At 46.0% G+C, this 13,410-nt stretch carries 13 protein-coding genes and 1 other annotated feature; of the genes, 3 read left to right on the top strand and 10 right to left on the bottom strand.

Features of this window, described 5'->3' with window-relative positions; all coding sequences use genetic code 11:
* Nucleotides 1-15: 15 nt before the first annotated feature.
* From trpCF to trpL2, 5 genes are all read right to left on the bottom strand, one after another.
* Nucleotides 16-1,443, bottom strand: a complete 1,428-nt coding sequence (gene trpCF, locus QWZ05_RS21270; protein ID WP_264875326.1) for a bifunctional indole-3-glycerol-phosphate synthase TrpC/phosphoribosylanthranilate isomerase TrpF — start codon at nucleotides 1,441-1,443, stop codon at nucleotides 16-18.
* 1 nt (nucleotide 1,444) lies between these two features.
* Complete coding sequence (trpD, locus tag QWZ05_RS21265) at nucleotides 1,445-2,455, bottom strand: anthranilate phosphoribosyltransferase (protein WP_290300568.1); 1,011 nt, start codon at nucleotides 2,453-2,455, stop codon at nucleotides 1,445-1,447.
* A gap of 25 nt (nucleotides 2,456-2,480) precedes the next feature.
* Nucleotides 2,481-3,062, bottom strand: coding sequence for an aminodeoxychorismate/anthranilate synthase component II (locus QWZ05_RS21260; protein ID WP_264875328.1), 582 nt, complete (start codon nucleotides 3,060-3,062; stop codon nucleotides 2,481-2,483).
* 5 nt (nucleotides 3,063-3,067) lie between these two features.
* On the bottom strand, nucleotides 3,068-4,645 hold the full coding sequence (locus QWZ05_RS21255; RefSeq protein ID WP_290300564.1) for an anthranilate synthase component 1: 1,578 nt from the start codon (nucleotides 4,643-4,645) through the stop codon (nucleotides 3,068-3,070).
* A 128-nt stretch (nucleotides 4,646-4,773) separates the two neighbouring features.
* Nucleotides 4,774-4,876 (bottom strand) — a sequence feature (Trp leader region).
* Entirely contained in the window at nucleotides 4,823-4,948 is a 126-nt protein-coding gene (gene trpL2 / locus QWZ05_RS21250) for a tryptophan operon leader peptide (RefSeq protein ID WP_264875330.1), read from the bottom strand. (Overlaps the previous feature by 54 nt.)
* A gap of 85 nt (nucleotides 4,949-5,033) precedes the next feature.
* On the opposite strand from trpL2, the gene rnm reads away from it, so the two are divergent.
* From rnm to rluB, 3 genes are all read left to right on the top strand, one after another.
* Nucleotides 5,034-5,909 carry an RNase RNM gene (rnm, locus tag QWZ05_RS21245; protein ID WP_290300563.1) on the top strand — a complete coding sequence of 292 codons (876 nt, stop codon included), beginning with the start codon at nucleotides 5,034-5,036 and terminating at the stop codon, nucleotides 5,907-5,909.
* The gene (locus tag QWZ05_RS21240; RefSeq protein ID WP_264875332.1) at nucleotides 5,906-6,526 is read left to right on the top strand and encodes an L-threonylcarbamoyladenylate synthase; all 621 of its coding nucleotides are present in this window, start codon (nucleotides 5,906-5,908) and stop codon (nucleotides 6,524-6,526) included. Before rnm ends, QWZ05_RS21240 begins: the two co-directional genes overlap by 4 nt.
* Nucleotides 6,527-6,686: 160 nt before the next feature.
* Entirely contained in the window at nucleotides 6,687-7,676 is a 990-nt protein-coding gene (gene rluB, locus QWZ05_RS21235; protein WP_290300562.1) for a 23S rRNA pseudouridine(2605) synthase RluB, read from the top strand.
* Nucleotides 7,677-7,812: 136 nt separating this feature from the next.
* On the opposite strand, the gene QWZ05_RS21230 is transcribed toward rluB, so the two are convergent.
* The 5 genes from QWZ05_RS21230 to QWZ05_RS21210 all read right to left on the bottom strand — a co-directional run bounded on the left by QWZ05_RS21230 (nucleotide 7,813) and on the right by QWZ05_RS21210 (nucleotide 13,213).
* Entirely contained in the window at nucleotides 7,813-10,029 is a 2,217-nt protein-coding gene (locus QWZ05_RS21230; protein WP_290300560.1) for a hypothetical protein, read from the bottom strand.
* 368 nt (nucleotides 10,030-10,397) lie between these two features.
* Nucleotides 10,398-10,589, bottom strand: a complete 192-nt coding sequence (locus QWZ05_RS21225; RefSeq protein ID WP_264875335.1) for a hypothetical protein — start codon at nucleotides 10,587-10,589, stop codon at nucleotides 10,398-10,400.
* 161 nt (nucleotides 10,590-10,750) lie between these two features.
* Nucleotides 10,751-11,701: a J domain-containing protein gene (locus QWZ05_RS21220; protein WP_290300558.1), complete on the bottom strand. Its 951-nt coding sequence runs from the start codon at nucleotides 11,699-11,701 to the stop codon at nucleotides 10,751-10,753.
* A 2-nt stretch (nucleotides 11,702-11,703) separates the two neighbouring features.
* Nucleotides 11,704-12,390: a DUF2786 domain-containing protein gene (locus tag QWZ05_RS21215; protein ID WP_264875337.1), complete on the bottom strand. Its 687-nt coding sequence runs from the start codon at nucleotides 12,388-12,390 to the stop codon at nucleotides 11,704-11,706.
* Between the two features lie 142 nt (nucleotides 12,391-12,532).
* Nucleotides 12,533-13,213, bottom strand: coding sequence for a DUF3334 family protein (locus QWZ05_RS21210; protein ID WP_290300556.1), 681 nt, complete (start codon nucleotides 13,211-13,213; stop codon nucleotides 12,533-12,535).
* Nucleotides 13,214-13,410: the final 197 nt, after the last annotated feature.

Raw genomic sequence — 13,410 nt, 5'->3', positions numbered from 1 at the left:
TCTATGACGGTTGCATTAGTAATCGCGAATAGCCGCGAACGCTTGAAGCAACTTGTCTAAATCTTTTTTACCCGGTGCGCTTTCAACACCTGAGTTTAAATCTAACCCCAAACAGCCTAATTGAGCGGCTTGCTTGGCGTTGTCGGGGTTCAGCCCACCAGCCAGCATGACATCACAAGGTTGTGCGATCAAAGACCAATCGAAGGTTTGACCTGTACCACCACTTTGCGTTCCGACTTGTGCATCAAAAAGATGGCGGTCGACGAACTTATTAATCAAGGTAGGGGCAGCATCGGTAACACCGTAGGCTTTCCAGATCTCTACGTGGTCTTTAAGTTGAACGCGCAGATCTTTGATGAAGTCTTGATCTTCATCACCATGAAGTTGAACTGCTGCCAGTCCAAGAGCTTCAACCTTCTCGGTAACCTCAGTTGCAACATGGTTTTGGAACACACCCACATACTTGAGTGGTGCGCCACTCATCGTAAGACGAGCTGATTCAATATCAACTGCGCGCTTTGAATGCTCAACAAAAATTAGACCACCAAACACAGCACCAGCTTGGTAAGCTTTTGCGGCATCGTCAGGGTGGGTAAGGCCGCAGACTTTGTTTTCACCTAATGTGACTTTGCGCACTGCAAGCTCAAGGTTGTCTTCCGCCATCAGTGAGCTACCGATTAGGAAGCCATCGGCATGTGCTGCAAGGTCGCGTACTTGCTGATGTGTGTAGATCCCCGATTCAGAAATCACAATCGCTTCTGGCGCAAGTTCACGGATCAGTGGCGCAAGTTCTTTAGTGCGATTAAGGTCTGTCGATAGGTCACGTAAGTTACGGTTGTTGATGCCAATCACTTTCGCGCCGAGTTTTACTGCTCGATGCAGCTCTTCTTCATTACTGACTTCGGTTAATACGCCCATGTTAAGCTCATGAGCGACAGTCGCGAGAGATAGATACTCTTTATCGTTAAGAACCGAAAGCATAAGCAGGATCGCGTCGGCACTATAGTGACGGGCGAGATAAACCTGGTACGTGTCGACCATAAAGTCTTTACATAAAATAGGCTGTTTGGCTTGTTGTCTTACTTGCGGAAGAAACTCAAAATTACCTTGAAAGTACTTCTCATCAGTCAAAACCGAGATGGCATTGGCGTGGTTGTTATAAACCGAAGCAATGTAATCGAGGTCAAAATCATCGCGGATCAAGCCTTTTGAAGGAGAGGCTTTTTTGCATTCCATAATGAACGCAGACTTATCGCTAGTGAGCGCTTGATAGAAGCTGCGATCAGATGGCGTTAGCGATGACTGAAAAGAGTCTAGAGGCTGCGTGACTTTGCGATCAGCAACCCATTGGTATTTATCTTTGACGATTTTTGCTAGCACTTCTGCCATTTCCGCTTCTTTAACAGAAACGTGTGCAGAGAGCTTTTCTGTCGTATTGGTCATGTTAGGCGTTTCCAAAATCTTGTGCAGCAAGGCGTTGAACTAAGTCATAAGCCTTACCGGAGTTCATAGCATCAATGGCTTGCTGTGTGTTCGCTTTTAGGTCTTCGTGACCGAACAGGCGCATCAGCAAAGCAACGTTGACCGCGACAGCGCCCACTTGAGCGTCGGTGCCTTTGCCCGTGAGAATGTTGGTAATGATTTCACGGTTTTCTGCTGGGTCACCGCCTTTGATTGCTTCAAGAGGGTGCTCATTAAGCCCGAAATCTTCAGGGGTCAGCGTATATTCCACGATTTGACCGTCTTTAATTTCAGCCACTGTCGTTTTGCCGTGAATAGCAACCTCATCTAAACCGCTACCGTGAACCACCGCCGCACGCTTCATGTTCATGTTTAACATCGTTTCAGCGATAGGGCGTACGAGCTCTTCACTGTAAACTCCCATCAGCTCGATATTCGGGCGAGCAGGGTTAATCAACGGTCCCAAAATATTGAAGATGGTGCGTGTTTTCAAGGTTGTGCGAACCGGCATCGCGTGTTTGATACCGCCGTGATACTGCGGTGCAAACAAGAAGGCGACGCCAAGCGAGTCGACCGCTTGTTTCGTGTTCTCTGGGCTCATCGCAAGGTCTATACCGAAAGAGTCAAGAAGGTCAGATGAACCTGACTTGCTTGAGACGCTTCGGTTACCGTGCTTCGCCACTTTCAAGCCACAGGCGGCAGCAACAAATGCCGCCGTGGTAGAGATGTTAATGGTGTTATAGCCATCACCACCCGTACCTACGATGTCGGCAAAGTCATAGTCGATATCTGGGAATTCAACCGCGTTAGCCAGCAAGGCTTTGGCTGCACCTGCAATTTCACGCGGTGTTTCACCCTTGATCTTCAACGCAGTCAGGGCTGACGCTAGCTGAATATCGTTAAGCTCACCGCGAATGATTGCACCGAATAGCGTTTGGCTTTCTTCCTGCGTAAGAGATTGTTGCTCATAAAGCTTGTTAAAGAGAGTTTCCATTTTAATTCCTTATATCCTTACGCGGTTATTTCTCTAATGCCCATTCGATGGCATTCGCTAACAAGGTCGCACCTTGCGTGGTCATGATGGATTCTGGATGAAATTGGAACCCACAAACTTTGTCTTGTTCTTGAACAACCGACATCACCAATCCATCGACTTCTGCGGTGACAGTCAGAGTCTTCGGTACAGACGTTGCCACAAGCGAGTGATAACGTGCAATCGCTAACGGCGAAGGCAGCCCCGCATAGGTGGCGTGCTCGTCATGTTCCATCATAGACACTTTACCGTGAATGATCTCCCCTGCGCCAGCAACAGTGCCGCCGTAAGCCTCAACAATGGCTTGATGCCCAAGGCAAATACCAATCATGGGTACTTTACCTTTAAAACGTTGAATCACTTCAGGCATGACGCCTGCTTCTGAAGGTGCGCCTGGCCCAGGAGACAATAAGATAACCGGATTTTCAAGCTGCGCGACCGCATTTTCAATCGCATCTGCCGCGATACTATTACGGTAAATGGTCACGTCATGACCGAGCGAGCGGAATTGATCAACAAGGTTGTAAGTAAAGGAATCAAAGTTATCGATAAAGACAATATTCGCCATTTGAGTTACTCCTCGCTTGCTGCAGGTTGGTGTGCGGTTTGGATCGCTGAAATAACAGCTTGAGCTTTGCCGCGTGTTTCATCTGCCTCTGATTGAGGGTCGGAATCGAATACCACACCCGCGCCGGCTTGCACCTGAGCAATGCCGTTTTCAACGTAAGCTGAACGAATAACGATACAGGTGTCGAGCGTACCTTCACCCGTTAGATAACCAACCGCACCGCCGTAGCTGCCACGACGTGTTTTTTCTACGTCACGAATGAGCTGCATAGCACGAATCTTTGGTGCGCCGCTGAGCGTACCCATGTTCATACAAGCTTGGTAAGCATGCAGCGCATCGAGATCTTGGCGAAGTTGACCCACAACACGAGAGACAAGGTGCATCACATGGCTGTACCGATCGACTTTAAGCAGATCTGCCACATGTCTAGTGCCTGCTTGAGAGATACGCGCCACATCGTTACGAGCGAGATCAACCAGCATCATGTGCTCGGCATTCTCTTTCATATCAGTGCGCAGTTCGAGTTCGATACGGCTGTCTAAATCGAAGTCAATGTCGCCATTTGGACGTTTACCGCGGCGGCGTGTACCTGCAATTGGGTAGATCTCAACTTGGTTGGTATCTGTCTCATACTTCAGAGCACTTTCTGGTGACGCACCAAATAGAGTGAAAAGCTCATCTTGCATGTAGAACATGTAAGGGCTTGGGTTACTCTGTTTCAACTGCTTATAAGCCGCAAGTGGAGAAGGGCATGGTAAGGTGAAACGGCGTGATGGGACAATCTGGAAAATATCGCCTCTCACCACGTACTCTTTTAAGTCACGAACTGTTTGGCAGAAGTCTTCATCAGAGACGCTGACATCAGTGGTCATGTTTTCAACGTGCGTCGCTGCAGGCAAGACTTTTGGATCGGCACACAGCTCTGCAATTTCTTTGATGCGCTGTTCAAGCTCTGATTTTGTTTCAGTATTGGCAAACAAGCTGGCTTGCAGGTGGCAAGACTCCGTTTGGTGATCAACCACCAAAAGCGTCTCTGCAACATAGAACACATAATCTGGACATTGATTGGTTGCGCTTGCCTCACCAAGAGGCTCAAAGTTTGCAACCAAGTCGTAGGCGAATAGGCCACCTAAGAAAACTGCGTGTTTATCGTGTTGGTCGATATTGAAGCTATGCTGCACTAAACGTAATGCATCAAAAGAAGAGGCTTCACGCAATCGAGAGTCTTCGTCCAGTGTGTCACAAGGGGTGGCAAACGTTAGAGTCAGTTCATCACCGTTGAACTCACTTGCGATATCATCACGAATATTCGCGTTCAAATGCGCAAGTAGGTGACGACCATTGTTAGTAAGCGCGGTCATGGTTACATCATGGCCGAAGCACACGATACGCACTGCCGAATCAACAATCAGCAGGCTTTTTAAATCTTGTTTTGAATCGATCTCGGCAGATTCAAGCAATAGGCTATCTGTTTTTTTCTCGCACAGAGTGTGAAACAGACGCGTAGGATCTTGGAAATAAGGAACAGAAGTATTGAGTACTTCGAGTTCACCAAGCTTTTTAATTTCAATGGTCTTGTTCACAAGACCTCCTTGTAATTCGGTATCTTATCTTCCTGTCGTACATACTCGCATAAAGCCATCATCGACCCAATCGGGATTTTTGCTGATTTGATGAATGTTTAAGCATTTAAATGTGAGTTATACAACAAAACAAAAAGCCCGCTAGAATTAGCGGGCTTAGACATGAGGATTCTTTATTTAAATCGCACGGTCGAGCCCACTCGAAAGAGTCCAAGAACGCCACCAAGAGCAAGCTACACATGCCACTTGACTAGCGGATGCAATCATTTTCTTGCTTTGCTTTTGGTTAATTTCTTGTAACATGAGTAGCCCCTAACAATGTGACTCTGTAATTGCGTACTAGTTAACTAGTGCAAGAGCAAAAAGTCAATTACTTTTTTATATAATTATGCGAATAGATCTACACAGTCACACTACTGCATCCGATGGTCGGTTAACGCCCGTAGAGCTTATCGACCGAGCGTTAAATTTTCATGTCGAAGCCTTGGCGATTACTGATCATGATACAACCGATGCATTAGAAGAAGCACAGCGCTATATCGATGACAATGCACTGCCTATCCAATTGATCAATGGCATTGAAATTTCAACGGTATGGCAGAACAAAGATATTCATATCGTTGGTTTGAATATCGACCCAAGCTCGCCTGAGCTTATCGCACTGATTGAACAGCAGAAACAGCATCGAGTTGGTCGCGCTGAGTTGATTGCTCACCGACTTGAAAAAGCGACTCGCGAGGGCGTGTTAGAGGAAGTTCAAGCCATTGCCGGTGATGCGCCAATTACTAGAGCCCACTTTGCTAAATGGTTGGTTGAGCAGGGGTTTGCTAAAAACATGCAGCAGGTGTTTAAGAAGTTTTTGACTCGTAACAACCCAGGCTATGTTCCGCCAGCATGGTGCTCGATGAAGGAAGCGATTGATGCCATTCATCAAGCGGGTGGGCAAGCAGTATTAGCGCATCCTGGCAGATACCAGCTCACGGCAAAATGGATAAAACGTCTTATCAGTGCGTTTGTTGAAGTGGGTGGTGATGCAATGGAAGTTGCCCAACCACAGCAAGCACAACAAGAAAGACGCAACTTGGCTGATTATGCTATACAATACAAACTATTAGCCTCTCAAGGCAGTGATTTCCATTATCCCTCTCCATGGATGGAGTTGGGTAGAAACTTATGGCTTCCATCCGGTGTTGAGCCGGTTTGGAAAGATTGGCAGTTTTTACCAATGGAAGAAAAAACAAATAACAACGAGGAACAGTTATGAGCCAGTTTTTTTATGTTCATCCAGAGAACCCTCAAACGCGCTTGATTAACCAAGCGGTTGCGATTATCCGCAATGGGGGCGTTGTGGTTTATCCAACGGATTCGGGTTATGCACTAGGTTGTCAACTTGAAAACAAGCAAGCGCTAGAGCGTATTTGTCAAATTCGTCGTATTGACGATAAGCATAACTTTACGCTGTTGTGCCGTGATTTATCGGAAATCTCACTTTATGCACGCGTTGACAATACGGCCTTTCGTTTACTGAAAAACAATACACCAGGGCCTTACACCTTTATTTTCAAAGGGACGAAAGAAGTGCCACGTCGTCTAATGAATGCGAAACGTAAGACGATTGGTATTCGTGTTCCTGACAATCAAATAGCGTTGGATCTACTCGAAGCCATGGGTGAGCCATTGATGTCAACGTCATTGATTCTGCCGGGTAGTGATGTCACTGAGTCTGACCCAGAAGATATTCGTGATAAGTTAGAGCACGCGGTGGATGTCATTCTTAACGGTGGTTACCTAGGAGAGCAGCCAACAACGGTAATCGATTTTAGTGATGAAGACCCCGTTGTTGCTCGTGTTGGAACAGGTGATCCAGCGCCATTCGAGTAGCGTGCTGCGGGACTCAATTTAGCTTTACGAACATAGACGAAAAAAGATGATTTTTTTGTCTATATTTGCGATACTTCGCCACCGCATTTTGTGTGCGTGGTTATACTTAATAGCACCCATCCCACTGACGTCTGTGAAGACGACATACTTAGGTAGATAAATGAACGAAAAGTTACAGAAGATTTTAGCTCGTGCAGGCCACGGTTCTCGTCGTGAACTGGAAGCGCTGATTAAATCTGGTCGAGTTAGCGTAAATGGTATTGTCGCTAAATTGGGCGAGCGTCTTGAAGACGAGAGCGCCGTTATCCGTATTGATGGACATATCGTATCCGCTAAAGTTCAAGAAGAAGTCGTTTGTCGCGTTCTTGCTTACTACAAACCAGAAGGTGAGCTTTGTACTCGTCACGATCCAGAAGGTCGTCGCACAGTATTTGACCGTCTGCCTAAGATCCGCGGTTCTCGCTGGATTTCTGTTGGTCGTCTTGATGCAAACACGTCAGGTCTGTTGTTGTTTACTACTGATGGTGAGCTTGCAAACCGTCTGATGCACCCAAGTCGTCAAGTTGAGCGTGAGTACCTTGTTCGCGTATTCGGCGAAGTTGATGAACATAAGGTGAAAAACCTTGTACGAGGTGTTGAGCTTGAAGATGGCTTGGCGCGCTTTGAAGACGTGGTGTACACCGGTGGTGAAGGCATGAACCATACCTTCTACGTTGTGATTAACGAAGGTCGTAACCGTGAAGTTCGTCGCCTATGGGAATCTCAAGACTGTACCGTGTCACGTCTGAAGCGTGTTCGTTACGGTGATATCTTCCTAGATAAGAAATTGCCTCGTGGCGGATGGATGGAACTGTCTCTGAAAGAAGTAAACTACCTACGTGATATGGTAGAACTGCGTGCAGAGAAAGAAACCATGCTTGATCTGAACAAAGATAATACATCACGTAAGCGTGAGCGCGCGAAGAGCCAGAAGATTCGTCGTGCAGTAAAACGTCACGAAGAGCGCGTAAGCACGCCTGCTGGTCGTGGTCGTAGCAACGGTCGTCGTAAGCCTAGCACTCGCACTGCAACAGGTGGAGGTCAGGGTCAAAATCGCTCTGAGCAAGGTCGCTCTACTGGTCGTTCAGGTCGTAATAACCGTCGCGGCTAACACGCAGTAATACCCATGATTTTAAAACTCGCGCATGTCGCGAGTTTTTTTATGCCTGAATTTCCTGCTTGCATCAATAAAGTCCAACTTGCGTGACTTAGGGAGATCTCGGCTTACCACTACTGAGTTAGTCTTTTTAATACAGTAAGAACAGGCCTTCATAGCCTTGCAGCGTGACTTCATTTACATAGTCACTCATTGCCCCTGTGGCATCGACCACTCGCATTGCGGTGTCAAGTTGAATAGTGATGGGTGCCGCTGAATAGTATTCAGAATTTTTACCAAAAAAGTCGGTACGATAAAGTACTCGGCCCTTGGTGTATTCACGTGCTAGCACCATCTCTTCTGGCCCACCATTAACGACAGCACGCTCAGATTGGTATAAGAAATAAGTGTGAGTAGGCGTGACCGATATAGCTCCGTTTGGCAGGTCATGGTGGGTTAAGTTCTGCATACTCGCATCGCCAACAATAGTGTAATCAGCGGGTGCAGGTGTCGATGTCGACATCATCATTGGTATCGGTGTATAACCCTGAGGCACAAAGTTGGCAGGCTCGCCAAGATCGATATTGAGTAGATGAGTCGGTTGATAGGCGATGTTCTTTGCCACACCGACTTTCCAGTAGTTCGATTCGGTGGTGTTGTCACTGCCATACTGATAACCATTATTCCACTGATTAAAATAGCTTCGTTGTGGGTGATGGTTAAGGTAGTAGGCAGCAAGAGACGAGTATTGGTCTGCTTGCCAGTTCTCTTTACTGGTTCCGAAATATTGGACCCGACCATAACGTGTGCTTGCCTGAAAGATCACGCGCTTTCCCTTTGCAGCTAAGGCTGAGTTATCCCAGAACTTAGCTAAGCCCGCATAGCCGCTGAATCCGGTTGAGGGGAAGAGGTAGTGCTCTCTTAAGTAAAGAGACGCAGCGTCAGAGAGATGGTTTTGTCCGTTTCTACCTTGTAAGTTTGCAGTGCCAACATTCACACTGATGAGGGCGTCTGGGGCTAACTCAGATAAAGATTTCAGAAAGCCTGCGAACTGTTGCTGGTATATTTGGTCGGCTTCTGAGCTACCGACAATCGAATCAAGCTCTTGAACGTGTCCACCGGAAAATACATAGAACTGATTGCTGCCGAGAAGCTTGTTGGTATCGTCATTATAAGCGCCATTTAGCCCTACCTGTTGCCATTCACTTTGGTAGTAACTATGCATTGCTTGCAAATAGTCAGGGTTTGCAAGGTGAGTCAGTGCCCACGATGAATTTTGATTCCACATCTTACCAAAGGGGACTACACGAGACTCCCAGCGAAAGCGTGCGGTGGCGTTTCTGTTTGAGCGGTTTTTGTATTCATTCCATGAGAGGTAATTGTCATTGTTGAGGTCAGCGCTTTTGTCAAAGCCACGAACTTTGCGCCAACGCTGGATCGTTTTTCCATCAGACGTGACCGCTGGCGCTTGCTCAGGTTTAACGGTCGGAAAGCTGTTTTTAAGTTTTACTTCGTTGAGGATAGGGCGAGGATCAGAGCTGTTTGTGTTGTGCCAGCGAATTCGCAGTACATACGACAGCCCGCCATCGCGTACATAGGTTGAGCCGAAGTATTGGCCGCCACCGTAGCTGCTGCCACTACCGTCGTGTGTCGTCGCCCGAACCCAATCAAGCGGTAGTTGCCACGTCACCGTACCACTTTGTGTAAGCCCGACGGTTTTGTCTTTTTTAATCTCCAGTGTTGACCATCGAGTGACGCGACCCTGACTGTCGGTTGCTGACGGGTATTCGATGCTGATACTGCCATCAAGAGCGGTCGACGCAAGCTTGAAGGTGATTCTGTCAAACTGCTCTGTATGGTAAACAAATAGCGCACCGCCTTGCTGATGATGTTCAAACACGTCAGCATTCCATGGAGGCTGTTGATATAGTAGAAAGCCAGCATGATCTTCTGAAACGGTATAACCCACAATGGTTGGCTTGCGATTAAGGAGGGTGTTTTCTCCGTGGGTACTATTCACCTCTGCGAGAATCGTATCTTCTGAAAAGTGTAAAAAGTAGTCCTCATAATCGACCCCTTTGAGTAGCGCGTCATTTCGTAAGCTATCTTCAAGCCACCCACCATTAACATCTAACTTTTGGTTGTACATGTAACCAACAGCTTGTACTTGCTCGTTAAAGTGACGTTCTGCGAAAGAACCAAAAACAATATCGCTATTTTCTGTTTCCCAGTCGATCACTTCAGCAGCACTCATCGAATTGCCGTCTAAATCCTGCGACTCTTCGTGTAAGCCAGGAAGAATAATAGCTGTTCCTGCTTGTAGTGACAGTGAAACGGTGAGTGTGGAAATGAAAAGAAAACGACTCATGATGATCCCTAATCAGTCTCTAATTTTCAGGTTGATTGTCGAATTGAGAGTCAAAATGACATTTAATGTGAGAGCTGAGTATTGGCGAAAGGTTGGTTTAGCTCAAGAGGGGCTTGATGCAAAAGTACTAGAAAAGCATGATTTGTAATGTTTGAGACAAAGGAAGTGCGGCAATTGATCTCATTGTTGAGATCCTGGAGCGATGTTCGGCAGACTCTGATTTAGGTTATCTTTTTATTTTGAGAATCAATTTGAGAAAAGATGATTACTGAAGAGACACGCACGTTCAAGAGCGCATGGACTAGAAGATGCGCTCAGAGTTTGGTTTTCGAATTGGGTTCGGAATGGAAAAGGATTAGGGGGAAAACTTACCCTAATGCACTGCGTTGCTCTAGGCGAGAACGTAGCGTCAGCTCGTCTCGATTAAATAATCGAACATCAATTTTTGCTAAGGACAGGCATTCATCACAAGAGTAGTGGTGCTTGCCATCAATATACTCTAGCTTACCAACATGCCTCAATTCTTTACACCAGTCACACTGGCCATAGTGGCTTTTCATACGATCTCCCGTTACTCACTTTAGTGCGAGCGCTCAATCTGTACGCTCTTTATCATTTATTTTGTCTTACTTATTATGCCACTTACACGCGACTATTGAGCGACATATATGTGAACTATATGTTAAATTTGCGGCTTATGCCCGTATTGATGGGAAATTAATCAAAGCGTTATAGTTTGATTTTTGATAAGAATTGAAAATGCTCTGTTCAGTGTTTTCATTTTGTCACTATCACCATCACCATGACGGTCGGGGTGAAAGCGGTGAGACAATTTTTTGTATTGGCGTTTGATCTCATTCTGATCAGGAATTTGGTCTGGCAGATAGCCGAAAACGCGGCAAGCTTGCATTAACGCTTTTTCATTTGCCGAGAGTGTATTCTTTGTGGCGTGAGATGACTTTGTTGAGCGGTTTTGTTGCGAACTCATTTGTGGCGATTTAGACAATAGTCGCTGTGCTTTTATAAGTTGCTGCTTTTGTCTGTCTATGGTGAGCTGGTGCTCGGCGACTTGACGGTTGAGCCCATCAAGATCTACTAAGGAGAGTGTTTTTTTAGAACGAAAAGCGCTTAATGCGCTACCAACTGCGCCGAAAAACAAGACTAAGATGATTGAGAGGCTAACCGGAGAGAAATGGTGGTCATCTAACTCCGAAGTGTCTTTTTCAATCGAAATTGGTAGGGTTTCTAATGGCTGAGTATCGAGCTGGGCTTTCTTGGCGAGGTTGAATTTTTGCTCAAGCAGTTCGCTTGCTCGCTGATGAGCGAATGTAGATTGCTGCTGAATAGCAGAGTAAGCGGCGATAGTTAAGTCGAGCAGTTCGGGATCATTAGCAGAATAGTGTTCTAACATATCAGCCAATGCCAGTTGACTCTCGAGATGGCCATGAAAAGCGTTTACCATAAGAAGTTGCTGATACCATGCGATGTCACGAATTAGGCTTGGGTTTTGTAGGTAATGCTCGACCAGAGTTTGTTGCGCCTGTACATCACCGAGATCGGCTTCTCGCTCAAGTTGAGATATGGCCGCTATGTCAGTGTTATCGCTATCGGTTGAGGCTAGCGAGTGAAAACTGACACAGAGACCCATCAAAAATACAGCGAGTAGATGCAAAGTTATTTTTCCAACATCTTCGGCGCTTGAGCACCATTGATAGGGCGATTGACCGAAACGGTACGTCCTTTTTTCAGCCCTTTTTCATAGTCATCAGTGAGGTTCTTCATCGCCTCTCTTAACTGCTGCTTGAAGGTTTCGCGGTCTATGTTCTTAAACTCTTTATCAATGTAGTCGTTGATTTTATTGGCTGAGTCTTCATCAGGGGTAATCACCGGCAGTTTTTCCAATGCCCCTTCAACCCAGCCTGAAACGAAGCTGTTTACACGGCGTGTTACTTCTGGAGAGGACGTGCCACTTCCTGCAAAGCTATTGCGAAACTGTCCGGTTTGCTCATTCAATTCACGGTAAATGATATCAAATGCGAAGGCGGCGAAAATGGCGCGATCGGCTTCACCAATAAACTCGACTTTCTTTAAGCCTTTATGGTTAAGCAGTACCGCTTCAACCCCAAACTTGGTGTTGATGCCTCGGATAACGCGTAGCAGTGTTGAACTCACATTCGCTGGCAGCAGGTGAGAAGAGAGAGTTTTGCCGAGTTTAATGAACTCAATATCATCCTTGTCTAAGCCATATTTTAACATCAAGCGGTGGGCCATCTTGATAGCATTCGCGGCTTCGTTGACGTTTGCGGAATTCCCAAGCTCTAGACACTTAGCAATTTTCTTTAAGGCTTTTTGTTTACTCATGAAGACTTTACAACAGACAAAAATAAAAGAGCGGTATTTTACCTTTTTTTGGCAACAAACGGAAATGAGGATAAGAAAAAAGCCCAAGTAAAATGGTTTTTACTTGGGCTCAATAACCTTGAATGAGTGTTACTGGGGAAGGTTAAATTCCTAGCTTATCCAACAGGTCAGTAGGGTCATCACTCGGTTTCTTCTGTTCTTTTTTCGGCTGACTCATTGCTTGTTGAGTGGCTTCTAAAATCGCATCAGGACACTCGTCTTCGGCCACTTCAAACTCTTCAAGTTGAATGAACTCTGTCTTATCCATGGCTAACTCAAGATAGAAAATATTGTTTTTCTCGGTTGAGAAGGTCACGCGACGCGCTTGTGGGCGGTCAAGGTTGGTATCGACAGACAAAATGACTTGTTTGTTTAACGCCAACATTTTTGGTTGGTTTTGCGTAATGTTCGTTTGCAGCTCTTTACGGATCTTATTGGTAAAATCACCAACAAGCTGGTTCATCAACTCACCAAGAACATCTCCGACTTCATCAGAGGTGTGGAGTACGGCGAGTTCTTCTTCTGGCATGCCCATGTTGCGCATGTAGTTGGTGTACAACTCTAAGGCTGCTTTAGACGTAAAGTTGATGACAACTAAGCCTGAGAAACCGCCGTCAAAAAGGACAAAACAGCCAAAATCAGGTTTTAGCGCAGTTTTGTTGATTTTCTGCACCATGGCAGAATAAGACACATTTGATCCTGTTGCAGAAGTCAGTACGCCGGAAACCGATTGGCACAGTTTTAACAGAATATCTTCCGTGGTTACAATTTTGTTTTTTTTCATGTTGTTGCTCTATTTGACGGCATTCATTGCCGTTTTTGTCTATTTTCTGCTGGTTCAGCGTACAAATCCTTAGTGGCACGCATTTTGGCATTGTAATAGTGTTTTGAACACCTTTTTAAATGTTGTAAAGTGACCTCAATCAACATTTTAATTTAACGGATACTTGGTTACACGCCATTCTCGTACCAAGGAGCAGG

Source organism: Vibrio agarivorans (genome assembly GCF_030409635.1).
In the GTDB taxonomy this organism is placed as follows: domain Bacteria; phylum Pseudomonadota; class Gammaproteobacteria; order Enterobacterales; family Vibrionaceae; genus Vibrio; species Vibrio agarivorans.
The sequence above is the reverse complement of the archived record's forward strand: the minus strand, read 5'-3'. Positions and strand labels throughout refer to the sequence as shown.

Coding starts and splice junctions, on each gene's coding strand:
- QWZ05_RS21225 (WP_264875335.1), bottom strand. CDS start 10,589: ATGAAAAGCCACTATGGCCAGTGTGACTGGTGTAAAGAATTGAGGCAT.
- rluB (WP_290300562.1), top strand. CDS start 6,687: ATGAACGAAAAGTTACAGAAGATTTTAGCTCGTGCAGGCCACGGTTCT.
- trpD (WP_290300568.1), bottom strand. CDS start 2,455: ATGGAAACTCTCTTTAACAAGCTTTATGAGCAACAATCTCTTACGCAG.
- rnm (WP_290300563.1), top strand. CDS start 5,034: ATGCGAATAGATCTACACAGTCACACTACTGCATCCGATGGTCGGTTA.
- QWZ05_RS21240 (WP_264875332.1), top strand. CDS start 5,906: ATGAGCCAGTTTTTTTATGTTCATCCAGAGAACCCTCAAACGCGCTTG.
- QWZ05_RS21210 (WP_290300556.1), bottom strand. CDS start 13,213: ATGAAAAAAAACAAAATTGTAACCACGGAAGATATTCTGTTAAAACTG.
- trpCF (WP_264875326.1), bottom strand. CDS start 1,443: ATGACCAATACGACAGAAAAGCTCTCTGCACACGTTTCTGTTAAAGAA.
- QWZ05_RS21260 (WP_264875328.1), bottom strand. CDS start 3,062: ATGGCGAATATTGTCTTTATCGATAACTTTGATTCCTTTACTTACAAC.
- trpL2 (WP_264875330.1), bottom strand. CDS start 4,948: ATGTTACAAGAAATTAACCAAAAGCAAAGCAAGAAAATGATTGCATCC.
- QWZ05_RS21230 (WP_290300560.1), bottom strand. CDS start 10,029: ATGAGTCGTTTTCTTTTCATTTCCACACTCACCGTTTCACTGTCACTA.
- QWZ05_RS21215 (WP_264875337.1), bottom strand. CDS start 12,390: ATGAGTAAACAAAAAGCCTTAAAGAAAATTGCTAAGTGTCTAGAGCTT.